The organism is Ectopseudomonas khazarica, assembly GCF_004521985.1.
GTDB classification, from domain to species: Bacteria; Pseudomonadota; Gammaproteobacteria; order Pseudomonadales; family Pseudomonadaceae; genus Aquipseudomonas; species Aquipseudomonas khazarica.
This window is the reverse complement of sequence record NZ_SBHZ01000004.1, coordinates 48,615-72,241: the sequence shown is the minus strand read 5'-3', so window position 1 is coordinate 72,241 and position 23,627 is coordinate 48,615. Positions and strand designations below refer to the sequence as shown.

The 23,627-nt window shown below is 65.8% G+C and carries 20 protein-coding genes and 2 tRNA genes; 18 read left to right on the top strand and 4 right to left on the bottom strand.

The features are described 5' to 3' along the window. Positions 1-2 precede the first annotated feature (2 nt). The gene (motB, locus tag EPK82_RS05990) at positions 3-1,007 is read left to right on the top strand and encodes a flagellar motor protein MotB (protein WP_037054841.1); all 1,005 of its coding nucleotides are present in this window, start codon (positions 3-5) and stop codon (positions 1,005-1,007) included. Here the strand turns inward: motB and rsgA are convergent. Then, the gene (rsgA, locus tag EPK82_RS05985) at positions 1,001-2,032 is read right to left on the bottom strand and encodes a small ribosomal subunit biogenesis GTPase RsgA (protein WP_047590171.1); all 1,032 of its coding nucleotides are present in this window, start codon (positions 2,030-2,032) and stop codon (positions 1,001-1,003) included. The two genes, motB and rsgA, sit on opposite strands and share 7 nt — an antisense overlap. Positions 2,033-2,119: 87 nt before the next feature. On the opposite strand from rsgA, the gene EPK82_RS05980 reads away from it, so the two are divergent. After that, complete coding sequence (locus tag EPK82_RS05980; RefSeq protein ID WP_134676029.1) at positions 2,120-2,908, top strand: class I SAM-dependent methyltransferase; 789 nt, start codon at positions 2,120-2,122, stop codon at positions 2,906-2,908. Between the two features lie 31 nt (positions 2,909-2,939). Beyond that, a complete protein-coding gene (orn, locus tag EPK82_RS05975) occupies positions 2,940-3,482 on the top strand; it encodes an oligoribonuclease (protein WP_037054835.1) in 543 nt (180 codons plus the stop codon). 68 nt (positions 3,483-3,550) lie between these two features. Here orn and queG read toward each other — a convergent pair whose 3' ends face one another. Then, positions 3,551-4,612: a tRNA epoxyqueuosine(34) reductase QueG gene (queG, locus tag EPK82_RS05970; protein ID WP_134676028.1), complete on the bottom strand. Its 1,062-nt coding sequence runs from the start codon at positions 4,610-4,612 to the stop codon at positions 3,551-3,553. A 61-nt stretch (positions 4,613-4,673) separates the two neighbouring features. Here queG and EPK82_RS05965 point away from each other — a divergent pair, with 61 nt between their 5' ends. From EPK82_RS05965 to EPK82_RS05905, 13 genes are all read left to right on the top strand, one after another. Further along, positions 4,674-6,173, top strand: coding sequence for an NAD(P)H-hydrate dehydratase (locus EPK82_RS05965; protein WP_244229855.1), 1,500 nt, complete (start codon positions 4,674-4,676; stop codon positions 6,171-6,173). Further along, positions 6,161-6,628 carry a tRNA (adenosine(37)-N6)-threonylcarbamoyltransferase complex ATPase subunit type 1 TsaE gene (tsaE, locus tag EPK82_RS05960; RefSeq protein ID WP_037054830.1) on the top strand — a complete coding sequence of 156 codons (468 nt, stop codon included), beginning with the start codon at positions 6,161-6,163 and terminating at the stop codon, positions 6,626-6,628. Before EPK82_RS05965 ends, tsaE begins: the two co-directional genes overlap by 13 nt. 11 nt (positions 6,629-6,639) lie before the next feature. Next, a complete protein-coding gene (locus tag EPK82_RS05955) occupies positions 6,640-8,067 on the top strand; it encodes an N-acetylmuramoyl-L-alanine amidase (protein ID WP_197035116.1) in 1,428 nt (475 codons plus the stop codon). A gap of 8 nt (positions 8,068-8,075) precedes the next feature. Continuing rightward, on the top strand, positions 8,076-9,947 hold the full coding sequence (gene mutL / locus EPK82_RS05950) for a DNA mismatch repair endonuclease MutL (protein WP_394346186.1): 1,872 nt from the start codon (positions 8,076-8,078) through the stop codon (positions 9,945-9,947). A 60-nt stretch (positions 9,948-10,007) separates the two neighbouring features. Next, positions 10,008-10,979, top strand: a complete 972-nt coding sequence (miaA, locus tag EPK82_RS05945; RefSeq protein ID WP_037054823.1) for a tRNA (adenosine(37)-N6)-dimethylallyltransferase MiaA — start codon at positions 10,008-10,010, stop codon at positions 10,977-10,979. A gap of 100 nt (positions 10,980-11,079) precedes the next feature. Next, the gene (gene hfq / locus EPK82_RS05940) at positions 11,080-11,340 is read left to right on the top strand and encodes an RNA chaperone Hfq (RefSeq protein WP_037054821.1); all 261 of its coding nucleotides are present in this window, start codon (positions 11,080-11,082) and stop codon (positions 11,338-11,340) included. 12 nt (positions 11,341-11,352) lie between these two features. Further along, complete coding sequence (gene hflX, locus EPK82_RS05935; protein ID WP_134676025.1) at positions 11,353-12,654, top strand: ribosome rescue GTPase HflX; 1,302 nt, start codon at positions 11,353-11,355, stop codon at positions 12,652-12,654. 97 nt (positions 12,655-12,751) lie between these two features. Then, complete coding sequence (gene hflK, locus EPK82_RS05930) at positions 12,752-13,924, top strand: FtsH protease activity modulator HflK (protein ID WP_037054818.1); 1,173 nt, start codon at positions 12,752-12,754, stop codon at positions 13,922-13,924. Continuing rightward, complete coding sequence (gene hflC, locus EPK82_RS05925; protein WP_037054817.1) at positions 13,924-14,793, top strand: protease modulator HflC; 870 nt, start codon at positions 13,924-13,926, stop codon at positions 14,791-14,793. The genes hflK and hflC overlap by 1 nt, the downstream gene beginning before the upstream one ends. A 125-nt stretch (positions 14,794-14,918) precedes the next feature. After that, positions 14,919-15,104, top strand: a complete 186-nt coding sequence (locus EPK82_RS05920; RefSeq protein WP_003459207.1) for a DUF2065 domain-containing protein — start codon at positions 14,919-14,921, stop codon at positions 15,102-15,104. A 37-nt stretch (positions 15,105-15,141) separates the two neighbouring features. After that, on the top strand, positions 15,142-16,329 hold the full coding sequence (locus EPK82_RS05915; protein WP_037054815.1) for an ATP phosphoribosyltransferase regulatory subunit: 1,188 nt from the start codon (positions 15,142-15,144) through the stop codon (positions 16,327-16,329). 56 nt (positions 16,330-16,385) lie between these two features. Next, positions 16,386-17,681, top strand: coding sequence for an adenylosuccinate synthase (locus EPK82_RS05910; protein WP_037054814.1), 1,296 nt, complete (start codon positions 16,386-16,388; stop codon positions 17,679-17,681). Between the two features lie 136 nt (positions 17,682-17,817). Then, entirely contained in the window at positions 17,818-19,752 is a 1,935-nt protein-coding gene (locus EPK82_RS05905) for a methyl-accepting chemotaxis protein (protein WP_134676024.1), read from the top strand. Positions 19,753-19,830: 78 nt separating this feature from the next. Here the strand turns inward: EPK82_RS05905 and EPK82_RS05900 are convergent. Both EPK82_RS05900 and EPK82_RS05895 read right to left on the bottom strand, forming a co-directional pair. Continuing rightward, positions 19,831-19,917, bottom strand: a tRNA-Leu gene (locus tag EPK82_RS05900). An 80-nt stretch (positions 19,918-19,997) separates the two neighbouring features. Next, positions 19,998-20,084 (bottom strand) — tRNA-Leu (locus EPK82_RS05895). Positions 20,085-20,293: 209 nt separating this feature from the next. Between EPK82_RS05895 and rnr the strand changes: the two genes are divergently transcribed. Both rnr and rlmB read left to right on the top strand, forming a co-directional pair. Next, a complete protein-coding gene (gene rnr, locus EPK82_RS05890; protein WP_134676023.1) occupies positions 20,294-22,783 on the top strand; it encodes a ribonuclease R in 2,490 nt (829 codons plus the stop codon). After that, positions 22,780-23,532, top strand: a complete 753-nt coding sequence (gene rlmB / locus EPK82_RS05885; RefSeq protein ID WP_037052404.1) for a 23S rRNA (guanosine(2251)-2'-O)-methyltransferase RlmB — start codon at positions 22,780-22,782, stop codon at positions 23,530-23,532. Before rnr ends, rlmB begins: the two co-directional genes overlap by 4 nt. Positions 23,533-23,627: the final 95 nt, after the last annotated feature.

Here is a 23,627-nt window from a genome sequence, read left to right as displayed (position 1 = left end):
CCATGGAAAACAACCAACCCATCATCGTCAAGCGCGTCAAGAAAAGCGCTGGCGGCCATCATGGCGGTGCCTGGAAGATCGCTTTCGCCGACTTCGCCACGGCGATGATGGCGTTCTTTCTGGTGATGTGGCTGATGTCCTCGGCCACGCCCGAGCAGAAGCGCGCGATTTCCGGTTACTTTCAGGACCCCATCGGCTTCACCGAGAGCGCCAGCCCCTACGCGATCGACCTCGGCGGTACGCCGACGCCGGCCCCCGAGCGAACGCTCAACCCGGACATCTCCGAGACGCCGGAGAGTCAGCCGGACGAAACCGGTGTCAGCACCGATCAGATCGAGACCCTGGCCGACAAGATGGAGCAGGAGCGCCTGGAGCTGCTGTTGCAGGAACTGCAGAACAAGGTCGAGGAAAACCCCGAGCTGCAGCGCTTCAAGGACCAGATCCTGTTCGAGATCACCCAGGACGGCCTGCGCATCCAGATCATGGATGCCGCCAACCGGCCGATGTTCGCCCTCGGTAGTGCCGAGCTGCAGCCGTATTTCGAGGACATCCTGCTGGCCATGGCCGATACCATTCGCGCCGTGCCGAACAAGATCAGCGTCAGCGGCCACACCGATGCCAAGCCCTTCGTCGGGCGCGGTGATTTCGGCAACTGGGAGCTGTCTGCCAACCGTGCCAACGCCGCGCGCCGTACCCTGGTCGCCGGGGGCTACCCGGACGAGCAGGTAGCGCGGGTAGTAGGCTATGCCTCGTCGGCGCTGTTCGACCGCGAGGACCCGCTGAACCCGGTCAACCGGCGCATCGATATCGTTGTGCTGACCAAGCGTGCGCAGCGCAACATCGAAGGTGAACAGGGCGCCGGAGGCGAGCCGGCGACGCCGGATCAGCCGCCTGCCGAAGGCGCGCCTGGCAACACCGGCGAGGCGCTGCCGGCCGACCAGCTGCGTGAGCAGTTGAACATCTTCGACAGCAGCAACAGCCCGCTGGACCAGCTCAACCGTCAGTAATCGTCTTCGGGCAGGCTGGCGAGGATGTGCCGGTAGCTCGCCATGCGCTGCGGCTGGATGCGCCCCTCGTCCAAGGCCTGGAGCAGCGCGCAGCCGGGTTCGCGGTCGTGCTTGCAGTCGCGGAAGCGGCAGCGGCCGAGCAGGTCGTGGAACTCGATGAAGCCCGCCTCCACGTCATCCCGGCTGACATGGCCGAGGCCGAACTCACGGATGCCGGGCGAGTCGATCAGCTGGCCGCCACCGGGGAAGTGGAACAGCCGCGCCGTGGTGGTGGTGTGGGTGCCCTTGCCGGTCAGCTCCGAGAGAGCGCCGACGCGGGTGTCGACCCCTGGCAGCAGGCCGTTGACCAGCGATGACTTGCCTACCCCGGACTGGCCGACGAAGACGCTGACGTGGCCGTCGAGGCGCTTTTTCAGCTGCTCCATGCCATCGCCCTGGTGCGCCGACACCTCGAGCAGCGGGTACTCCAGCTGGCGGTAGACCTTGAGCAGTGCCTCCAGCGCGACCTGGTTCTGCTCATCGATCAGGTCCGCCTTGTTCAACAGCAGCAGCGGGCGTATCCCGGCATGCTCCGCCGCCACCAGGTAGCGGTCGATCAGGTTGGCGTGCGGCTCGGGCATGGGTGCGAAGACGATGACGATCTGGTCGACGTTGGCCGCCACCGGCTTGAGCTGGCCGCGCATGTCGGGGCGGCACAGCTCGCTGTCGCGTGGCAGTTGCGCGACGATGACGCCGTCGCCCTGGTTGCCGGGGCGCCACACCACCCGATCACCGGTGACCAGGGCGGGCAGGTTGGCTCGCAGGTGGCAGCGAAAGATCTGGCCGGCCAGTTCATCCTGCAGGCCCTCGACTTCCACCTGAACGCCGAAATGGGCAATCACCAGGCCCGTCTGCTCGGGGCCGAGGTCACCACCTTCCAGGGCTTCGACGGCGCGTGACTCGCGCTTGGCCGCACGGGCGGCGCGCTCGCCCTGAATCTTTTCGATACGCCAGCTCTGGCGGCGGTTGAGTTGGCGTTTGGCCATTGGCTTTCCGGGTGGTGGAGACTAGATCGCGGCGAGTTTAGCATGAGCGCCTGGTGGCGCTGCGGCGCCAGATGGGGGAGGGCGGTGATGGGCGATGAGAGAATGCTGGCACCTGTGCCACTGGTGCGGGCCCTGCTGGCGCAGGGCCTGGCGCTGGCGCTGGTGGTCGTGCTGGTGTACCTGCTGGCGTTGCTGTCCTGGCGTCTTCCGCTGCTGTCGGTGGCCTTGCTGCAAGGCATGCTGGCGGCACTGATCGGCTGGCGGCTTGGTCTGTCGCGCTGGTGGTGGTGGATCAACCTGGCGTTCCTGCCGGCGCTGTTGCTGGCGCAGCGTGCCGAGTTGCCTGCCTGGCTGTTCCTGCTGGCGTTCGTGGTGCTGCTGCTGGTCAACTGGAACAGTCTGCGCGAGCGCGTGCCGCTGTACCTGAGCGGGCGCAGGGCGCAGCAGCAACTGCAGCGCTGCCTGAGCGAGCGCGAGCCGCCGCTGCGCTTCGTCGACCTGGGCTGCGGCACGGCGGGTACGTTGCTGCAGCTGGCGCGACACTGCCCGCGTGGGCAGTTCGTCGGCGTGGAAACGGCGCCGCTGCTCTTCGTCTTCGCCTGGCTGCGCTGCCTGCTGCAGGAGAACTGCAGCATCCGTTACCAGAGCCTCTGGCGGGTCGACCTGGCCGACTTCGACATCGCCTACTGTTTCCTGTCGCCCGTTCCGATGCCGCGTCTGTGGCGCAAGGCGGAAGGTGAGATGCGCCCTGGCAGCTGGCTGATCAGCAACACCTTCGAGATTCCTGGTGTGCCGGCCGACCGCACGCTCGCGGTCGACGAGGGGCGGCAGACGTCCTTGTATCTGTGGCAGATGAAGGCTGTGGATATCCGCTAGACTTGCCGGCTGAGCCTAGGAGCCCCTTACCATGCAAAACCCCAACAATCTGATCTGGATCGACCTGGAAATGACCGGCCTGGAGCCGGAGCGCGATGTGATCATCGAAATGGCCACCATCGTCACCGACAGCGAGCTCAACGTGCTGGCCGAAGGCCCGGTGATCGCCATTCACCAGAGCGACGAGACGCTGGCCGGCATGGACGAGTGGAATACCCGTACCCATGGCGAGAGCGGCCTGACCCAGCGCGTGCGCGAAAGTCGCATCGATGCGGCCACCGCCGAGGCGCAGACCATTGCCTTTCTCGAACAGTGGGTGCCGAAGGGCAAGTCGCCGATCTGCGGCAACAGCATCGGTCAGGACCGGCGCTTCCTCTACAAGTACATGCCGGCCCTGGAAGCCTACTTCCACTACCGCTACCTGGATGTGTCGACGCTGAAGATCCTGGCCGGCATGTGGGCGCCGGAGGTCAAGGACAGCTTCCAGAAAAGCGCCACGCATCAGGCGCTGGACGACATTCGCGAATCCGTCGCCGAGCTGCGCCACTACCGCGAGCATTTCCTCAAGGTCTGAAGGCCGCAGCAGGCCAGGAGTGGAGCGGATGGCCGCGCTGCTTTTGCCTGCCGCCTGAAGCCTGTCACCTATCGTTCATGCTGCTGCAGCGCCCACTCCACATGCTCGCGCACCAGCTCCGAGGGGTGGTCGCGGCGGGCATTCAGCGCCTCCAGCACCGGGATGGTCGAGGGGGCGTTGCCCAGGCCGACCGCCAGGTTGCGCAGCCAGCGCTCGTAGCCGGCGCGGCGCAGGGGCGAGCCCTCGGTGCGGGCGAGAAACTCCGGCTCCGTCCACAGGAACAGTTCGGCCAGGGCGCTGTTGTCGAGGCCATGGCGTGGCTGGAAGTCGCCCTGCTCGGTGGGGCGGGCGAAGCGGTTCCAGGGGCAGACGATCTGGCAGTCGTCGCAGCCGAACACCCGGTTGCCGATCGGTGTGCGCAGCTCGACGGGGATCGAGCCCTTGAGCTCGATGGTCAGGTAGGAGATGCAGCGCCGCGCGTCGAGCTGGTAGGGCCCGGCGAAGGCGGCCGTGGGGCAGATGTCCATGCACGCGCTGCAGCGCCCGCAGTGCTCGCTCGCATGGGGCGCATCCAACGGCAGAGGCAGGTCGACGAACAGTTCGCCGAGAAAGAAGTAGCTGCCCGCCTTGCGGTTGAGCACCAGGGTATTCTTGCCGATCCAGCCCAGGCCGGCCTTCTCGGCGATGGCCTTCTCCAGCACCGGGGCGCTGTCGACGAAGGCGCGATAGCCGAACGTCCCGATCTGCTGCTGGATGCGCTCGGCCAGCTGTTGCAGGCGCTTGCGGATCAGCTTGTGGTAGTCGCGACCGAGTGCGTAGCGCGATACGTAGGCCTGCTCGGGTTCCTTCAGGCGCTGGGCCATCTGGGTGTCGCCAGGCAGGTAGTCCATGCGCAGCGACACCACGCGCAGCGTGCCGGGCACCAGCTCGGCCGGGCGTGAGCGCTTGTCGCCATGCGCGGCCATGTAGTCCATCTCGCCCTGGTAGCCGGCGGCGAGCCAGCGCTTGAGGTGGGCTTCATGCTCGCTCAGCTCGACATCGGCGATGCCCACCTGCTGGAACCCGAGCTCGCGTCCCCAGTCCTTGATGGACTGGGCCAGGGCATTGAGATCGAGGCTATGGTCGGACATGAGGCGGGCGCAGAGGATTGAGGTGGGTATAATTCTGCCAGACATCCGTTCCGAGCGAGCCATGCATCTATCCTCCGCTTCCCTGCCTTCGACTCTGCACAGCGCGCAGCAGGTGCGCGCGCTGGATGCACAACTGATCGCCGCCGGCACGCCGGGCTTCGAGTTGATGCAGCGCGCCGCCCATGCGGCCTGGCGTGCCCTGCGCCGGCGCTGGCCCGAGGCCGGTGAGATAACGGTGCTGGCCGGGCGCGGCAACAATGCCGGTGACGGCTATCTGATCGCGGCGCTGGCGCAACGTGCCGGCTGGCGTGTCCGGGTGCTGGCGGTCGGCGATCCGGCAGCCCTGCAGGGCGACGCCGCGCAAGCCTGCGCCGAGGCCGATGCGGCCGGTGTGGACATCCTGCCCTGGGACGAGGGGCTGCCGCTGGCCGGTGTGCTGGTCGATGCGCTACTCGGCACCGGGCTGGCAGGCGCCGTGTGCGAGCCTTATGCGCAGGCGATTGGCGCGATCAATCAGGCCGGGCTGCCCGTGCTGGCGGTGGATATTCCCTCCGGCCTGCTGGCCGATACGGGGGCGTGCCTCGGCGTGGCGGTTCGCGCCGACCTGACCATGACCTTCATCGCGCTCAAGCTGGGCTTGCTGACCGGGCAAGGGCCGGCGCTGTGCGGCGAGCTGCAGTTCGACGACCTGCAGGCCGATGCGCAGTTGCTGGCGCAGGCTCCCAGCGTGGCGCAGCGCCTGGATGAACGCTGCCTGCCGCGCCTGGCGCCGCGCTCGCCGGTGGCGCACAAGGGGCAGTTCGGTCATCTGCTGGTGGTTGGCGGCGATCTGGGCATGGGCGGTGCGGCGCTGCTCTGCGCCGACAGCGCGCTGCGCGCCGGTGCCGGGATGGTGACGCTGGCGACCCGCGCCGAGCATGTTGCCGCCGCCCTGGTGCGGCGGCCCGAGATCATGTGTACGGCGGTGGCATCGGCCAATCAGCTGCTGGCACTGGCCGAGCGCGCCGATGTCTGTGTGCTGGGCCCGGGGCTGGGGCAGGGCGCCTGGTCGCGCAGCCTGCTGTCGAGCGTCGCGGGGCTCGGCGCGCCGCAGGTCTGGGACGCCGATGCGCTGAACCTGCTGGCGGCGGGGCAGGTTCCCGCGCCCAGGCAGGGCGTGCTGACGCCGCATCCCGCAGAGGCGGCGCGCCTGCTGGGGCAGGACACCGCCAGCGTGCAGGCCGACCGCCCCGCCGCCGCCCGCGCGCTGGCGCAACGCTATGGCCTGGTCGTGGTGCTCAAGGGCGCTGGCAGCCTGATCGCGGCGCCCGATGGTCGCCTGGCCCTGTGTGATCGCGGACACCCGGCGATGGCCGGCGCCGGGCTGGGCGATGTGCTGGCCGGGCTGATCGGCGCCCTGTTGGCGCAGGGCATGGCTGCATTCGATGCGACCTGCCTCGCGGTCTGGTTGCATGCGCGGGCTGGCGAGTTGCTGGCCCGGCAAGGGCGTGGTCTGGCTGCCGGCGATCTGCCGTGCGCCATTCGTCAGTTACTGGAGGAGTTGTGTCCTTGTCTGAAGTGAGACTCGAAGCTGCCGATGAAGCAGCGATGCTGGCCCTGGGTGCGCGTATCGCCGAGGTCAGCGGTGGCGCGGGAGTGATCTACCTGCACGGCGACCTGGGGGCGGGCAAGACCACCCTGTCACGCGGCATCCTGCGTGGCCTGGGGCATTGCGGGGCGGTGAAGAGCCCGACCTTCACCCTGGTCGAACCCTACGAGATCGGTGAACTGCGGGCGTTCCATTTCGACCTGTATCGACTGGTCGATCCCGAGGAGCTGGAGTTCCTCGGTATCCGCGATTATTTCGATGGCGCTGCCCTTTGCCTGATCGAGTGGCCGCAGCGCGGTGCGGGTGTTTTGCCAAAGCCCGACATGGACATTACCATTACCCCCCAAGCGGGCGGCCGTTCGCTGTTGCTGCAGGGGCATGGGGCTCGAGGGGATGCCTGGTGCGAGGCCCTGAGCAGCAAACAATAAAGCAAGAATCGATGGGGTTGGGTATGCGCATAGGCGCGCTGGTTACCGCTGTGGGTGTTTTGTTGGCGGCTCTGGCTGCCGAGGCCCTGGCTGCCTCGGATGTGCGCGGCGTGCGCCTCTGGCGTGCTCCCGACAACACGCGCCTGGTCTTCGACCTGTCCGGGCCGGTGCAGCACAGCGTCTTCACCCTCGCGGCGCCGGATCGCATCGTCATCGACGTCAGTGGCGCCAAGCTGGCCACCAACCTCGACCAGCTGTCGTTGGCCAATACCCCGATCACCGGGGTGCGTTCCGCCCAGCGCGGCGCGGACGATCTGCGGGTGGTCATCGACCTGTCCGCGCCGGTCACGCCGAAGAGCTTTTCCCTGGCGCCGAACCAGCAATACGGGCATCGCCTGGTGGTCGACCTGTTCGATCAGGGCAGTGCGCCGCCGAGCACCCAGACACCGAGCGTCGCCAACACTTCGCCGCCGGTGCCCGTCACGCCGACCCAGCCGCCGCCCAAGCTGACACCCGTGCCGGGTGGCAAGCGCGATATCGTCATCGCCATCGATGCCGGTCATGGCGGTGAAGACCCGGGCGCCCTGTCGCCGGTCAAGGGCCAGTACGAAAAGCACGTGACCCTGGCCATCGCCAAGGAGCTGCAGCGCCAGGTCAACGCCGAGAAGGGCTTCCGCGCCGAGCTGGTGCGCACCGGCGATTACTTCATTCCGCTGCGCAAACGCACCGAGATCGCCCGCAAGAAAGGCGCCGATCTGTTCGTCTCGATTCATGCCGACGCCGCGCCACGCTCGTCGGCATTCGGCGCCTCCGTCTATGCCTTGTCCGAGCGCGGCGCCACGTCAGAGACGGCGCGCTGGCTGGCCGACGCGGAGAACCAGTCCGACCTCATCGGCGGTGCCGGCAACGTCAGCCTGGACGACAAGGACAAGATGCTCGCCGGCGTGCTGCTGGACCTGTCGATGACGGCCTCGCTGTCGTCCAGCCTCAACGTGGGGCAGAAGGTGCTGTCGAACATGGGCAGCATCACGCCGCTGCACAAGCGCCGGGTGGAGCAGGCCGGGTTCATGGTGCTGAAATCGCCGGACATCCCGTCGATCCTGGTGGAAACCGGTTTCATCTCCAACCCCAACGAAGCGAAGAAGCTGCACAGCGCCAGTCACCAGCAGGCACTGGCGCGTTCGATCACCTCCGGGGTCAAGCAGTTCTTCCATGAGAACCCGCCGCCCGGCACCTATGTCGCCTGGCTGCGCGACGCAGGCAAGATCGCCAGCGGGCCGCGTGAGCACGTGGTGTCCCGTGGCGAGAGCCTGGCGCTGATCGCACAGCGTTACCAGATCAGCCTGGCGACGCTGCGCAGTACCAACAAACTCAAGGGCGACGTGATCAAGGTCGGTCAGAAACTGCAGATACCCGCCACGTCCCTGGCAGCCCAGTAATGAGTGTCATGTCCCGTATTCATTTGCTCAGCCCGCGCCTGGCCAACCAGATCGCTGCGGGCGAGGTCGTCGAGCGCCCCGCCTCGGTGGCCAAGGAACTGCTGGAAAACAGCCTGGACTCCGGTGCGCGGCGCATCGACGTGGAAGTCGAGCAGGGCGGCGTCAAGCTGCTCAAGGTGCGCGACGACGGCGGCGGCATCGCCCCGGACGATCTGCCACTGGCCCTGGCGCGCCACGCCACCAGCAAGATTCGCGAACTGGAAGACCTCGAAGCGGTGCTCAGCATGGGCTTTCGTGGCGAGGCACTGGCGTCGATCAGCTCGGTGTCGCGCCTGACCCTGACATCGCGTACCGCCGATGCCGACCAGGCCTGGCAGGTGGAGACCGAGGGCCGCGACATGGAGCCGCGGGTGCAGCCTGCCGCGCACCCGGTCGGCACCTCGGTGGAAGTCCGTGACCTGTTCTTCAACACGCCGGCGCGGCGCAAGTTCCTGCGGGCGGAGAAAACCGAGTTCGACCACCTGCAGGAGGTGATCAAGCGCCTGGCGCTGGCCCGTTTCGACGTGGCATTCCATCTGCGCCACAACGGCAAGACCGTGCTCAGCCTGCATGAGGCCGGGGACGACATCAGCCGCGCGCGCCGCGTGGCCTCGGTCTGTGGCCCGGCCTTCCTCGAGCAGGCGCTGCCCATCGAGATCGAACGTGGCGGCCTGCGCCTGTGGGGCTGGGTCGGCCTGCCGACCTTCTCGCGCAGCCAGGCGGACCTGCAGTATTTCTACGTCAACGGGCGCATGGTGCGCGACAAGCTGGTCGCCCACGCGGTGCGCCAGGCCTACCGCGACGTGCTGTTCAACGGCCGGCATCCGACCTTCGTGCTGTTCCTGGAAATCGACCCGGCGACGGTGGACGTCAACGTCCATCCGACCAAGCACGAGGTGCGCTTTCGTGACAGCCGCATGGTGCACGACTTCCTCTACGGCACTCTGCACCGTGCGCTGGCCGATGTGCGCCCGGAGGATCAGGTCGCTGCGCCGGCCACTGTCTCGCCGATGATGCGCCCGACCGGGCAGGCCGCGGGTGAGTTCGGCCCGCAGGGCGAGATGGGCCTGGCGGCCAGCGTTCTCGAAGCGCCAGCGCCCAGTGTCCAGCCGGCCTGGCGCGGCAGTGGTGCCGGTTACCAGCAGCCTGCCGGCAATCCTGGCGTTTCGGCGGGCGAGGCCCAGGCGACGTATCGCGAGTATTTCTCGCCGCTGCCGACGGCGCCGGCGCAGCCCCTGCCGCAGGAGCAGGGCGACATTCCACCGCTCGGCTACGCCGTGGCGCAGCTCAAGGGGGTCTACATCCTCGCCGAGAACGCCCAGGGCATGGTGGTGGTGGACATGCATGCGGCGCACGAGCGCATCACCTATGAGCGGCTCAAGCACGCCATGGCCAGCGAAGGCTTGCGTGGCCAGCCGCTGCTGGTGCCGGAGTCGCTCGCCGTCAGCCAGCGCGAGGCGGATTGCGCCGAGGAGCACGGCGAATGGTTCCAGCGTCTGGGCTTCGAGCTGCAGCGTCTGGGTGAGGAAAGCCTGGCGATTCGCCAGATTCCGGCTCTGCTCAAGCAGGCCGAAGCGACGCAGCTGGTGCGTGACGTGCTGGCCGACCTGCTCGAGTACGGCACCAGCGACCGTATCCAGGCGCACCTCAACGAGCTGCTGGCGACCATGGCCTGTCACGGTTCCGTGCGTGCCAACCGGCGCCTGACCATTCCCGAGATGAACGCCCTGCTGCGTGACATGGAGCAGACCGAGCGCAGCGGCCAGTGCAACCATGGCCGTCCGACCTGGACGCAGCTGAGTATGGATCAGCTCGACAAGTTGTTCATGCGCGGCCAGTAATTGAGTCAGTGAGGCCCTGTCGCCAGGGCTTCTCCCGTCTTCGTGTTTCGAGTCATGCCGATGTCTTCGCTTCCCCCCGCAATCTTTCTGATGGGCCCGACCGCCGCCGGCAAGACCGACCTGGCCTTGGAACTGGCGCGCCTGCTGCCGTGCGACCTGATCAGCGTCGACTCCGCGCTGATCTACCGGGGCATGGACATCGGCACCGCCAAGCCGGAGCGCGCCATTCTTGACGCCTTTCCGCATGCCCTGATCGATATTCGCGATCCCGCCGAGAGCTATTCCGCCGCGGAATTTCGCGCCGATGCGCTGGCCGCCATGGCCGCCAGCGCGGCACGCGGACGCATCCCGCTGCTGGTGGGCGGCACCATGCTTTATTACAAGGCATTGCTGGAGGGGCTGGCCGACATGCCCAGTGCCGACCCGGCCGTGCGCGCCGAGCTGGAGGCGCGGGCCGCGGCCGAGGGCTGGGAGGCCCTGCACCGCGAGCTGGCTGCGGTCGATCCGGAGTCGGCGGCGCGCATTCACCCCAATGACCCTCAGCGTCTGACCCGGGCCCTGGAGGTCTATCGCGTGAGCGGCCTGAGCATGAGCGAGCACCGCCGTCGTCAGGCCGCCGGAAACTCCGATACGGGCACATCGGCCGGCGGGCAATTGCCCTATACTGTTGCGCAGCTTGCTATCGCTCCGGCGCAGCGCCAGGTTCTGCATGAGCGCATCGCACAACGATTTCAAGCGATGTTGGAACAGGGTTTCGTGGACGAGGTCGAAGCCCTGCGCAGACGAAGTGACTTGCACGCAGGGCTGCCGTCTATACGGGCGGTAGGTTATCGCCAGGTATGGGAATACCTCGACGGTGGGTTGTCCCGTGAACAAATGGTCGAGCGCGGCATCATCGCCACTCGGCAACTGGCCAAGCGTCAGTTCACCTGGCTGCGAGGCTGGGACGGGCTGCACTGGCTGGACAGCCTGGCCTGCGACAATCTGTCTCGCGCCTTGAAATACCTGGAAAGCGTCTCCATATTGAACTGAGACCTTGCCGCTGGCCGTCTATCCTTGGGGGTGTGACGGTCCGAAGCTATTGTTTACCTACTAAAATTATTGAAATTGATCCTCGAAAGGAGTGCGGCACATGTCAAAAGGGCATTCGCTACAAGACCCTTACCTGAATACCCTGCGTAAGGAACGCGTCCCTGTTTCCATCTATCTGGTCAACGGCATCAAGCTGCAGGGCCAGATCGAGTCCTTCGACCAGTTCGTCATCCTGCTGAAGAACACTGTCAGCCAGATGGTCTACAAACATGCCATTTCCACCGTCGTGCCCAGCCGTCCGGTACGCCTGCCGAGCGCTGGCGACTCCGAACAGGGTGATGCCGAGCCGGGTAACGCCTGATAGGGGGCTGCATTGTTCTTCGAGCGTCATGAGGGCGGTGAGCGGGCCATCCTGGTTCATCTGGAAGGCCAAGACTCCGAGGCGAGCGAAGATCCCCAGGAGTTCCAGGAGTTGGCCATGTCGGCAGGCGCCGACATGGTCGCTTTTCTCAGCGTGCCCAGCAGTCGCCTGACCGCCAAGTACCTCATCGGGAGTGGCAAGGTCGAGGAGCTGCGCGACCAGGTCAGGGCCAGCGAGGCCGAACTGGTCATCTTCAATCACACCCTGACACCGAGCCAGGAGCGCAACCTCGAGCGTGCGTTCGAATGTCGCGTGCTCGATCGTACCGGGTTGATCCTCGATATCTTCGCCCAGCGCGCCCGTACCCACGAAGGCAAGCTGCAGGTCGAGCTGGCGCAGCTCGATCACATGAGCACGCGCCTGGTGCGTGGCTGGACCCACCTGGAGCGGCAGAAGGGCGGGATCGGTCTGCGCGGTCCGGGTGAAACCCAGCTGGAGACCGACCGTCGTCTGCTGCGTGTACGCATCCGCCAGATCAAGCAGAAGCTGGAGAAGGTGCGCAGTCAGCGTGAGCAGGCGCGCCGCGGGCGCAAGCGCGCGGACATCCCTTCGGTTTCCCTGGTGGGTTACACCAACGCCGGCAAGTCCACGCTGTTCAATGCGCTGACCACCTCCGAGGTGTACGCCGCGGACCAGCTGTTCGCCACGCTCGATCCGACCCTGCGCCGGCTCGAACTCGACGACCTCGGGCCGATCGTCCTGGCCGACACCGTGGGCTTCATCCGCCACCTGCCGCACAAGCTGGTCGAGGCCTTTCGCGCTACGCTTGAAGAGTCGAGCAACTCCGATCTGCTGCTGCACGTGATCGATGCCCATGAGCCCGAGCGCATGGCGCAGATCGAGCAGGTGCAGGCGGTGCTCAAGGAGATCGGTGCGAACGAATTGCCGATGCTCGAGGTGTACAACAAGCTGGATTTGTTGGAAGGTGTCGAGCCACAGATTCAGCGCGATGCCGATGGCAAGCCGTTGCGCGTCTGGTTGTCGGCGCGCGAGGGGCGCGGTCTGGAGCTGTTGCGGCAGGCGGTGGCTGAGTTGCTGGCGGACGACCTGTTCGTCGGTACGCTGCAGTTGCCGCAACGTCTGGGGCGCCTGCGCGCGCAGTTCTTCGAACTGGGGGCGGTGCAGGACGAAGGGCATGACGAGCAGGGGCGTAGTCTGCTGTCGGTGCGTTTGCCGAGGGTCGAGCTCAATCGCCTGGTGAGTCGCGAAGGCATGGAGCCTCAGCTGTTCATCGAGCAACATACTTTGCAATAAAGCCTGTGGCGGCGGCTTTGCTGTCGGCCGGGGGCTTTGGGTAGCATTGGCCGGCGCGCCGTGGGCGCGCCTTCGCTTTATCAGTACGGAGAACGCTATGGCTTGGAATGAGCCGGGTGGCAACTCGAACAATCAAGACCCTTGGGGCGGCCGCAAAGGCGGTGGCCGGCAGGGCCCGCCGGATCTCGACGAAGCGTTCCGCAAGTTGCAAGAAAGCCTGAACGGGCTTTTTGGTGGCGGCAAGAAGCGCGGTGACGACGACTCTGGCCGCAGTGGCGGCGGTGGCGGTTTCGGCCTGCTGTTCGTGGGCCTCGGCCTGCTGGCGGTGATCTGGCTGTACAGTGCGATCTACGTGGTGGACGAGCAGGAGCAGGCCGTGGTGCTGCGCTTCGGCAAGTACCATGAAACCGTTGGTCCCGGCCTGAACATCTACTTCCCGCCGATCGATCGCAAGTTCCAGGAAAACGTCACTCGTGAGCGTGCCTACAGCAAGCAGGGCGCGATGCTGACCGAGGACGAGAACATCATCGAAGTGCCGCTGACCGTGCAGTACCGCATCAGCAACCTGCAGGACTTCGTGCTCAACGTGGATCAGCCGGAAGTCAGCCTGCAGCATGCGACCGACAGTGCCGTGCGCCACGTGGTGGGTTCCACCGAGATGGATCAGGTATTGACCGAAGGTCGTGAACTGATGGCCAGTGAGGTGCACGAGCGCCTGCAGCGTTTCCTCGACAACTACCGCACCGGTATCACCATCACCCAGGTGAACATCCAGAGCGCCGCGGCACCGCGTGAAGTCCAGGAAGCCTTCGACGACGTGATTCGTGCCCGCGAGGACGAACAACGCGAGAAGAACCAGGCCGAGTCCTATGCCAATGGCGTGATTCCCGAGGCGCGCGGCCAGGCCCAGCGTCTGCTGGAGGAAGCCAACGGTTATCGTGATGAAGTCATCGCACGTGCCGAGGGTGAGGCTGATCGCTTCACCAAGTTGGTCACCGAGTATCGCAAGGCGCCCGAGGTCACGCGTGAGCGTCTGTACCTGGACACCATGCAGGAGATGATGAGCAACACCAGCAAGGTTCTGGTCACTGGCGACAAGGGGCAGAACAACCTGCTGTACCTGCCGCTGGACAAGATGATTGACGGTCGCGGTGGCGTTTCGTCCTCGTCCGCTTCTGCCAACAGCAGTACTGCGACAACGCGTGATCCGGCCGTGCCGCTGAGCAGCGATCTGTCGCAGCGCAACCTGCGTTCCCGGGAGGGCCGTTGATGAGCAACAAGTCCCTGATCGGCCTGATCGTGGCCGTGGTTCTGGCGCTGGTGGCGTGGAACAGCTTCTACATCGTGGCGCAGACCGAACGTGCGGTATTGCTGCAGTTCGGCCGTGTGGTCAACCCGGACGTCAAGCCGGGCCTGCACGTGAAGATTCCGTACGTGAACCAGGTGCGCATCTTCGACGCTCGCCTGCTGACCCTGGATTCGACGTCGTCGCGCTTCCTCACCCTGGAGAAGAAGGCGCTGATGGTCGACGCCTACGCCAAGTGGCGGGTGAAGGATGCCGAGCGCTTCTATCAGTCCACCTCGGGCCTGAAGCAGGTCGCCGACGAGCGCCTGGCGCGTCGTCTGGAGGCCTCGCTGCGTGACCAGTTCGGCAAGCGCACCCTGCACGAGTCTGTGTCTGGCGAGCGTGATGCGCTGATGGCCGATGTGACCTCGACGCTCAACCGCGCCGCCGAGCGCGAGCTGGGTATCGAAGTGGTCGATGTGCGGGTCAAGGCCATCGATCTGCCGCGTGAGGTCAACCGCAGCGTCTTCGAGCGGATGAGCACCGAGCGTGAGCGTGAGGCGCGCGAGCATCGCGCCAAGGGTCGCGAGCTGGCTGAAGGCATTCGTGCCGACGCCGACCGTCAGCGCCGCGTGCTGCTGGCCGAGGCCTATCGCCAGGCCGAAGAGCTGCGCGGTGACGGTGATGCCCAGGCAGCCGCCATCTACGCCCGTGCCTACGGCCAGGACCAGGAGTTCTACGCCTTCTACCGTAGCCTCAAGGCCTATCGCGAAAGCTTCGCTGACAAGCGCGATGTGCTGGTGCTGGACCCGAGTAGCGATTTCTTCCGCTACCTGGAAAAAGCCAAACCTTGAGCCGCAACAAGCCGCAAGCAGGCGCTGGTCGTCTACTTGCGGCTTGAAGCTTGTGGCTCGAGGCTTTTAGCGTGGTATGATGCGGCAGCCGGGAAAATCCCGGCTTTTTTGCGTCTGTGGGAATCATGTGGCAGGAACTCGGCATCGCTCTGTGTCTGGTACTGGTGCTGGAAGGCATCCTGCCCTTCCTCTATCCGCGCCACTGGCGCGGGGCGGTAATGCAGGCAGCCCGGCTGCCCGACCGCCGACTGCGTCTTATGGGGCTGGCCAGCATGCTGCTGGGTACGGCTCTTCTCTATCTGCTTCACTGAAGGCTTGTGCCGCCCGGATCGAGAGGGGAATGGCGAAATGGCAACGGTAGACCGCTGGCTGCTGCCAGATGGCATCGAAGAAGTACTGCCGCCGGAAGCGGCGCGCATCGAGGCGGCACGCCGTCAGGTGCTGGACCTGTTCCAGCGTTGGGGTTACGAGTTCGTCGTCACCCCGCATATCGAGTACCTGGAATCCCTGCTGACTGGCGCTGGCCAGGATCTTGACCTGCGTACGTTCAAGGTCACCGATCCGCTGTCCGGCCGGCAGATGGGCTTTCGTGCCGACATCACGCCGCAGGTGGCGCGCATCGACGCGCACACGCTGCGTCGCGAGGGGCCGAGCCGCCTGTGCTACGCGGGCAGTGTGCTGCACGCCAAGCCGCGTGCCCTGACCACGTCGCGCAGCCCCATTCAGCTGGGTGCCGAACTCTATGGCGACGCCAGCCCGGCCAGCGACATCGAGGTGATCAGCCTGCTGGTCGAGACCCTGGAGCTGGCCGCCGTGCCGGACGTGCACATGGACCTCGGTCATGTCGGCATCTACCGTGGCCTGGCGCGTGCCGCCGGTCTCTCCGGCGAGGCCGAGCAACAGCTGTTCGATGCCTTGCAGCGCAAGGCCATGGACGAGATCGAAGCGCTGACCGCCGCCTTGCCGGCCGGTCTGGGCAGCATGCTGCGTTCCCTGGCCGAGCTGTGCGGTGGCCGCGAGGTGCTGGACCTGGCCCAGGCCGCGCTGGTCGAGGCGCCCGATGCGGTGCATGCCGCGCTCGATGAGCTGGTCGCCATCGCCGATGCGCTGGAACTGCGTTATCCCGAGTTGCCGCTGTATTTCGACCTGGGTGAGCTGCGTGGCTACAACTATCACACCGGTGTGGTGTTCGCGGCGTTCGTGCCGGGCGAAGGCGGAGCCATCGCTCAGGGCGGGCGTTACGACGACACGGGAGCCGTATTCGGTCGGGCGCGCCCGGCGACGGGCTTCTCCACCGATCTGAAAACCCTGGTGACCCTGGGGGATATGCGCCTGGATGAGACTGTCAAAGGCATCTGGGCGCCGGACAATCATGACCTCTATCTGTGGCAGGCCGTTCGTCGTCTGCGTGGTGAGGGCGAGCGCGTGGTTCAGGCTCTGCCCGGGCAGAGCGAGGCGGATGCGCACGAGGCAGGCTGTGATCGGCTGCTGGCGCTGCGCGATGGACGTTGGCAGGTGACGCCCCTGGCGTCCTGAATTCATTTTCGCCGGCCAGCTGCCGGCATCGAAGCTTGCGCGAAGAGGACAAGTTTATGGGTAAGAATGTCGTCGTCCTGGGCACCCAGTGGGGTGATGAGGGCAAGGGCAAGATCGTCGACCTGCTCACCGAGCAGGCCGCTGCAGTCGTGCGTTACCAGGGTGGCCACAATGCCGGCCACACTCTGGTGATCGATGGTGAGAAGACCGTCCTGCACCTGATTCCGTCCGGCATCCTGCGTGAGGGTGTCGAGTGCCTGATCGGCAACGGCGTGGTCGTCGCGCCTGACGCCCTGCTGCGCGAAATCAACAAGCTGGAAGAGAAGGGCGTGCCCGTGCGCGAACGCCTGCGCATCAGCCCGGCTTGCCCGCTGATCCTGTCCTATCACGTCGCCCTGGATCAGGCGCGCGAGAAGGCCCGTGGCGATGCCAAGATCGGTACCACCGGTCGTGGCATCGGCCCGGCGTACGAGGACAAGGTAGCGCGTCGTGGCCTGCGGGTCGGTGACCTGTTTCATCGCGAGCGTTTCGCCGCCAAGCTCGGCGAGCTGCTGGACTACCACAACTTCCAGCTGGTCAACTTCTACAAGGAGCCGGCCATCGACTTCCAGAAGACTCTGGACGAGTGCATGGAATACGCCGAGCTGCTCAAGCCGATGATGGCCGACGTCACCGCAGTGCTGCATGACCTGCGCAAGGGCGGCAAGGACATCATGTTCGAGGGGGCCCAGGGCTCGCTGCTGGACATCGACCACGGCACCTACCCCTACGTCACCAGCTCCAACACCACCGCCGGCGGTATCGCCACCGGTTCCGGTTTCGGCCCGCTGTACCTCGACTACATCCTCGGTATCACCAAGGCCTACACCACCCGTGTGGGTTCCGGTCCGTTCCCGACCGAGCTGTTCGACGACATCGGTGCCTTCCTGGCCAAGCGTGGTCACGAGTTCGGTGCGACCACCGGTCGTGCCCGTCGCTGCGGCTGGTTCGATGCCGTGATCCTGCGTCGCGCCATCGAGATCAACAGCATCTCCGGCCTGTGCCTGACCAAGCTGGACGTGCTCGACGGCCTGGAAACCATCCGCATCTGCACCGGCTACAAGGATGCCAACGGCCAGGTGCTGAGCGATGCGCCGACCGATGCCGACAGCTACATCGGCCTGCAGCCGGTGTACGAGGAAATGCCGGGCTGGAGCGAGTCGACCCTGGGCGCCAAGAGCCTGGACGACCTGCCGGCCGCTGCTCGTGCCTATATCAAGCGCGTCGAGGAGCTGGTCGGTGCGCCGATCGACATCATCTCCACCGGCCCGGACCGCAACGAGACCATCGTCCTGCGTCACCCGTTCGCCTGATCGCCCGTTCGATCACTGAAAAGACCGCCTCCGGGCGGTCTTTTCGTATCCGGGTGCCGGGTATGAAGCTTGCTTGAGCTAAATTTATCCCGGAAGTCGCCGTTAACACGATTACGGTCGTTGAGGAGTGTTGCCCGTGTTCGCCATCGTTTCGATGTTGCGCAGTCGTCTGCTGCGCCCGGTGTACGTTGCCCTGGGTCTGGCCATGTTGGTGCAAGTCGGGCTTGCGGTGTGGCTGATGGGGGCGTCGGTCAATGGCATGGTCGAGGATCTCGCCCAGCGTCTGGGCGGCGAAAGCAGGCGCCTGGGCGACGAGCTGAACCTGGCCGAGCAGGAGATGAGCCAGGGCCTGGCGGCGCTCTCGCAGAGCACTCGCGCACGCCTTACCGAGGGCCTTTCCGGGCAGCTCAAGAGCGAGCAGGCGCAACTGCGCGAGGTGCTCGAGGGCAGTCTCAAGCAGTCCGGGCAATCGCTGGCGCGGCTGCTCGCCGGGGTGGCGCCCAAGGCCATATGGGACCTGGACGTTCCGGCGCTGACGGCCCTGACCCGTATCGCGCAGCAGGACCCGGCGGTGCTCTTCGCGGTGGTCTACGACGCCGAGGGCAAGCGCCTGACGCGCAATTTCAACCGCAGCAACTCACGGGTGCGCGAGCTGGTCGCGGCGGGGCAGGGCAGTTCGCCGCTGGACAAGTTGGTCGACGCCGCCTCGCGTGATCCGCGGGTGTACATCGTCGAGGCGGAAATCAATCCGATGGGCGCGCAGATCGGCAAGATCCAGATGGGGCTCTCGCTGGAGGTGGTCGAGCGTGAGCTGGCGGCACTCGACGGGCGCTTCAACGGGCTGGTCAACGGCGCGGGCGAGCTGGTCGACAGCAGCCTGTCGGGGGCGTCGGAAGAGGCGGCGCGGGCCTTGCGTGAGCGGCTGAAGTCGGCCGAGCGCTACACCGACGAAATGGCGCGCAATGGCGGCGAGTCGGTGCGTGCCGCAGCGGACACGCTGCGCTGGAACATCGCCCTGGGTTTGCTGGTGGTTGGTGCCGTGGCGCTGATGGCGGTGGCGCTGGTGCTGGGCTGGCGGGTGCTCAGCCGCCTGCGCCTGCTCAGCGATGCGCTCAACGATCTGGCGGCGGGTGAGGGCGACCTGACGCGCCGCGTGGATGTTCGCAGCCAGGATGAAGTGGGTGAGATGGCGGGGGCGGTCAATCGCTTCATCGCCAAGTTGCAACCCATCGTGCGCGAGTCCGGCGAGGTGGCGCTGCGCACCGGCGAGCAGATTCGCAGCCTGACCGAGCGCGGCGTGGCGGCGGAAGCGGCGGCCGGTCGCCAGCGTGACGAGGTGGCGGGCAGCCTGCAGGCGCTGGAGCAGATGGCGGATGAGGCGCAGTCCGAGAGCCAGGCGATGCAGGAGGCGCTGCAGCGCGTCGACACCATTCGCCAGGCGGCGCATGAGAATGCGGCGATCGCTCAGCGGCTATCCGCTCTGATCGAGGGGCTGGTCGCCCGTGTGGCGGACGGTTCGGCGGTGATCGAGCGCCTGGCCAAGCAGAGCGAGCAGATCGAGGTGGTGTTGACCGTGATTCAGTCCATCGCCGAGCAGACCAACCTGCTGGCGCTGAACGCGGCCATCGAGGCGGCACGGGCCGGGGAAAGCGGTCGCGGTTTCGCCGTGGTGGCGGACGAGGTGCGTGCCCTGGCCAGCAAGACCCAGCAATCCACCGGCGACATCCAGACGCACATCGCTGCCCTGCAGCGGGGCGCACAGGAAGCGGTGGCGGCCATCACCCAGGCGGGCACCCAGGGCAACGAAGGGCTCGAGGTGCTGCGCGACAGTGCGCGCCTGCAGCAATCGGTGCAGCAGTCGGTGGATGAGGTGCATGGCGCCATCAATGCCGCGACGCAGGCGGCGGCGCACCAGGCGCAGGGCGCCGGGGCGGTGCGTGAGCGGGTCGAGGTGATTCATGCCGAGGCGCGGCGTGCCGCAGAAGCGGTGACGGCCATCGCCGGCAATGCGCGAGCGCTGGACGAGCTGGCGGCGCAGCTCAAGGCCAGTCTGGGGCAGTTCAAGGTCTGAGTGTGGAGGCCGCCTGCTGGCGGCCTTTTTCTGCGGGCATAAAAAAACCGAGTCTTTCGACTCGGTTTTCTTGAATTTTGGTGCCCAGGAGAAGACTCGAACTTCCACGGTGTTGCCACCACTGATACCTGAAACCAGCGCGTCTACCAATTCCGCCACCTGGGCACACTGCAATGTTCATCGTTGCCGATACGGATCACTGCGTCCGTTATTGTGAAACAGGTTATCAATCTGCTTCACGAATTTGGTGCCCAGGAGAAGACTCGAACTTCCACGGTGTTGCCACCACTGATACCTGAAACCAGCGCGTCTACCAATTCCGCCACCTGGGCACTGAAACCGATGAATCATCATCTGCTTCGTGTTACAACGTCTCCTCGACGCTGTGGGCGCGAACTATACGGGCGGGCATTTACCTTGTAAACCCCTGACCCCAAAAAAATTATTGTCGCCGGAAAAGCTGCCCCGGATGCCGATTTCGCGCTTCAATAGGCATATGGCACACACACCTTTATACATACGCATAGGTAACCCCCTTTAAATGGCCGATTGGCAATCCCTCGATCCCGAGGCCGCCCGCGAGGCGGAAAAATACGAAAACCCCATTCCCAGCCGCGAACTGATCCTGGCCCATCTGGCCGAACGTGGTTCGCCCGCCAGCCGCGAGCAGCTGGTCGAAGAGTTCGGTCTCGAAACCGAAGACCAGCTCGAAGCCCTGCGCCGCCGCCTGCGCGCCATGGAGCGCGACGGTCAACTGATCTATACCCGGCGAGGCAGCTATGCCCCGGTGGACAAGCTCGACCTGATCTGCGGTCGCATCAGCGGTCACCGCGACGGTTTCGGCTTCCTGGTGCCGGACGACGGCAGTGACGACCTGTTCCTCAGCCCGGCGCAGATGCGCCTGGTCTTCGACGGCGACCGGGCCCTGGTGCGCGTGGCCGGTTTCGACCGTCGCGGGCGCCGCGAGGGCGGTATCGTCGAGGTGATCGAGCGTGCTCACGAGAGCGTCGTCGGTCGCTACTACGAAGAGAACGGTATCGGCTTCGTGGTCGCGGACAACCCGAAGATTCAGCAGGAAGTGCTGGTCACTCCGGGCCGCACCGCCGGTGCGCGCATCGGTCAGTTCGTCGAGATCAAGATCACCCACTGGCCGACGCAGCGCTTCCAGCCGCAGGGCGACATCGTCGAGGTGATCGGCAACTACATGGCGCCGGGCATGGAAATCGACGTGGCGCTGCGCAGCTACGACATTCCGCATGTCTGGCCCGAGGCCGTGATCAAGGAAGCGCGCAAGCTCAAGCCCGAGGTGGAAGAGAAGGACAAGGAGAAGCGCGTCGATCTGCGTCATCTGCCGTTCGTCACCATCGATGGCGAGGATGCGCGCGACTTCGACGACGCCGTCTACTGCGAGAAGAACAGCAGCCGCTGGAAGCTGTTCTCCGGTGGCTGGAAGCTGTACGTGGCCATCGCCGACGTGTCGCATTACGTGAAGGTCGGTTCGGCGCTGGATGCCGAAGCGGTGGAGCGTGGCAACTCGGTGTACTTCCCCGAGCGCGTCGTGCCGATGCTGCCGGAGGAGCTGTCCAACGGCCTGTGCTCGCTCAACCCGCATGTCGATCGTCTGGCCATGGTCTGCGAGATGAGCATGTCCAAGAGCGGCCAGATGGTCGACTACAAGTTCTACGAGGCGGTGATCCACTCCCATGCGCGGCTGACCTACAACAAGGTCAGCTACATGCTGGAAGATCCCAAGGGCGCCGAAGGCAAGGCCCTGCGCAGCGAGTACAAGGCGGTCCTGCCGCACCTCAAGGAGCTGTATGCGCTCTATCAGGTGCTGGTCGCCGCACGTCACGAGCGCGGCGCCATCGATTTCGATACGCAGGAAACGCGCATCGTCTTCGGCTCCGATCGCAAGATCGACGAGATCCGTCCGACCCAGCGCAACGATGCGCACAAGCTGATCGAGGAGTGCATGCTGGCCGCCAACGTGGCCACCGCACGCTTCATGCAGGATCACGAGATTCCCTCGCTGTATCGCGTGCACGATGGCCCGCCGCCGGAGCGCCTGGAAAAGCTCAAGCAGTTCCTCGGTGAGCTTGGCCTGTCGCTGCAGCGCGGCAAGTCCAAGGATGGCCCGTCGCCGAAGGACTACCAGCGCCTGCTGGAGAGCATCCGCGAGCGTCCGGACTTCCACCTGATCCAGACCGTGATGCTGCGATCGCTCAGCCAGGCGGTGTACAGCGCGCAGAACGAAGGGCACTTCGGTCTCAACTACGAGGCCTACACCCACTTCACTTCGCCGATCCGTCGCTATCCCGACCTGCTGGTGCACCGCGCCATTCGCAGCATGATTCGCTCCAAGCGGGAAACCTCGCATGTCGAGCGCGCCGGTGCGGCGGCCATGCCCAAGGCGCGCATCTATCCGTACGACGAGGCGGCCCTGGAGAAACTCGGCGAGCAGTGCTCGATGACCGAGCGCCGCGCCGACGAGGCCACCCGTGACGTGGTCAACTGGCTCAAGTGCGAGTTCATGCAGGATCGCGTCGGCGAGACCTTCGAAGGCGTGATCACCGCGGTGACCGGCTTCGGCATCTTCGTCGAGCTGCGCGACATCTATGTCGAGGGCCTGGTGCACGTGACCGCGTTGCCGGCCGACTACTACCACTTCGATCCCGTCCATCATCGCCTGTCCGGCGAGCGCAGTGGTCGCAGCTTCCGCCTGGGCGACAGCGTCGAGGTCAAGGTGATGCGGGTCGACCTCGACGAACGCAAGATCGACTTCGAGCTGAGCCAGGGTAAGGCCGGCAAGGGTGATGACGCCCGTCGCACGGGCAAGCGCGGCGGCATGGGCAATACCGACGTGCAGAAAAGCCGCGAGGTGAAGAAGGCCCTGCTCGATGGAGCGAAGAAGGGCGGCGCCAAGGCACCGGCGAAGAAATCGTCCAGCCATCGCAAGGGCGCGCCTGCACCCAAGGGCAAGGCCGAGGCGACCGCTGGCGGCAAGCCGAGCAAGCGTAAGGCGAAACGATGAGTCAGTTGGAGAAGGTCTACGGCGTGCATGCCGTGGAGGCGCTGCTGCGCCATCACCCCAAGCGGGTCAAGCAGTTGTGGCTGGCCGAGAGCCGCCAGGCGCCGCGTATCCAGCCGATGCTGGAGCTGGCGGCGCAGCACCGCGTGCCGGTCGGGCACAAGGAGCGCCAGGAACTCGACGAGTGGGCCGAGGGCGTGCACCAGGGCGTGGTCGCCGAGGTCAGTCCGAGCCAGGTCTGGGGCGAGAACATGCTCGACGAGCTGCTCGAACGTAGCGAGGGCGTGCCCTTGCTGCTGGTGCTCGACGGTGTCACCGATCCGCACAACCTGGGGGCCTGTCTGCGTACGGCCGATGCCGCGGGTGCGCAGGCGGTGATCGTGCCCAAGGACAAGTCGGCCACTCTCAACGCCACCGTGCGCAAGGTGGCCTGCGGCGCCGCCGAGGTCATTCCGCTGGTCGCGGTGACGAACTTGGCGCGGACCCTGGAGAAGCTGCAGAAGAAAGGCCTGTGGGTCGTCGGCACCGCCGGTGAGGTGGAGCAGGAGCTGTACCAGCTCGACATGACCGGGCCGACGGTGCTGGTGATGGGCGCCGAAGGCAAGGGCATGCGCCGCCTGACCCGCGAGCATTGCGATTACCTGGTCAAGCTGCCCATGGGCGGCAGCGTCAGCAGCCTGAACGTATCGGTCGCCACCGGCGTCTGCCTGTTCGAGGCGGTGCGCCAGCGCCAGGCCAGGGTGCGCGGCTGACTGTTCAAATAATCGCCAGTTCACCTTGCGTGCGGCAGGGGGCTTCTCTAGAATGGCGCCCCTTGCCGTGACGGCAGGCTTTTCTATGCCTTACG

Excerpts from the sequence above, each read along its gene's own strand:
- motB (WP_037054841.1), top strand. The coding sequence starts at position 3 with ATGGAAAACAACCAACCCATCATCGTCAAGCGCGTCAAGAAAAGCGCT.
- rsgA (WP_047590171.1), bottom strand. The coding sequence starts at position 2,032 with ATGGCCAAACGCCAACTCAACCGCCGCCAGAGCTGGCGTATCGAAAAG.
- EPK82_RS05980 (WP_134676029.1), top strand. The coding sequence starts at position 2,120 with ATGGGCGATGAGAGAATGCTGGCACCTGTGCCACTGGTGCGGGCCCTG.
- orn (WP_037054835.1), top strand. The coding sequence starts at position 2,940 with ATGCAAAACCCCAACAATCTGATCTGGATCGACCTGGAAATGACCGGC.
- queG (WP_134676028.1), bottom strand. The coding sequence starts at position 4,612 with ATGTCCGACCATAGCCTCGATCTCAATGCCCTGGCCCAGTCCATCAAG.
- EPK82_RS05965 (WP_244229855.1), top strand. The coding sequence starts at position 4,674 with ATGCATCTATCCTCCGCTTCCCTGCCTTCGACTCTGCACAGCGCGCAG.
- EPK82_RS05955 (WP_197035116.1), top strand. The coding sequence starts at position 6,640 with ATGGGGTTGGGTATGCGCATAGGCGCGCTGGTTACCGCTGTGGGTGTT.
- mutL (WP_394346186.1), top strand. The coding sequence starts at position 8,076 with ATGTCCCGTATTCATTTGCTCAGCCCGCGCCTGGCCAACCAGATCGCT.
- miaA (WP_037054823.1), top strand. The coding sequence starts at position 10,008 with ATGTCTTCGCTTCCCCCCGCAATCTTTCTGATGGGCCCGACCGCCGCC.
- hfq (WP_037054821.1), top strand. The coding sequence starts at position 11,080 with ATGTCAAAAGGGCATTCGCTACAAGACCCTTACCTGAATACCCTGCGT.
- hflK (WP_037054818.1), top strand. The coding sequence starts at position 12,752 with ATGGCTTGGAATGAGCCGGGTGGCAACTCGAACAATCAAGACCCTTGG.
- hflC (WP_037054817.1), top strand. The coding sequence starts at position 13,924 with ATGAGCAACAAGTCCCTGATCGGCCTGATCGTGGCCGTGGTTCTGGCG.
- EPK82_RS05920 (WP_003459207.1), top strand. The coding sequence starts at position 14,919 with ATGTGGCAGGAACTCGGCATCGCTCTGTGTCTGGTACTGGTGCTGGAA.
- EPK82_RS05915 (WP_037054815.1), top strand. The coding sequence starts at position 15,142 with ATGGCAACGGTAGACCGCTGGCTGCTGCCAGATGGCATCGAAGAAGTA.
- EPK82_RS05910 (WP_037054814.1), top strand. The coding sequence starts at position 16,386 with ATGGGTAAGAATGTCGTCGTCCTGGGCACCCAGTGGGGTGATGAGGGC.
- rnr (WP_134676023.1), top strand. The coding sequence starts at position 20,294 with ATGGCCGATTGGCAATCCCTCGATCCCGAGGCCGCCCGCGAGGCGGAA.
- rlmB (WP_037052404.1), top strand. The coding sequence starts at position 22,780 with ATGAGTCAGTTGGAGAAGGTCTACGGCGTGCATGCCGTGGAGGCGCTG.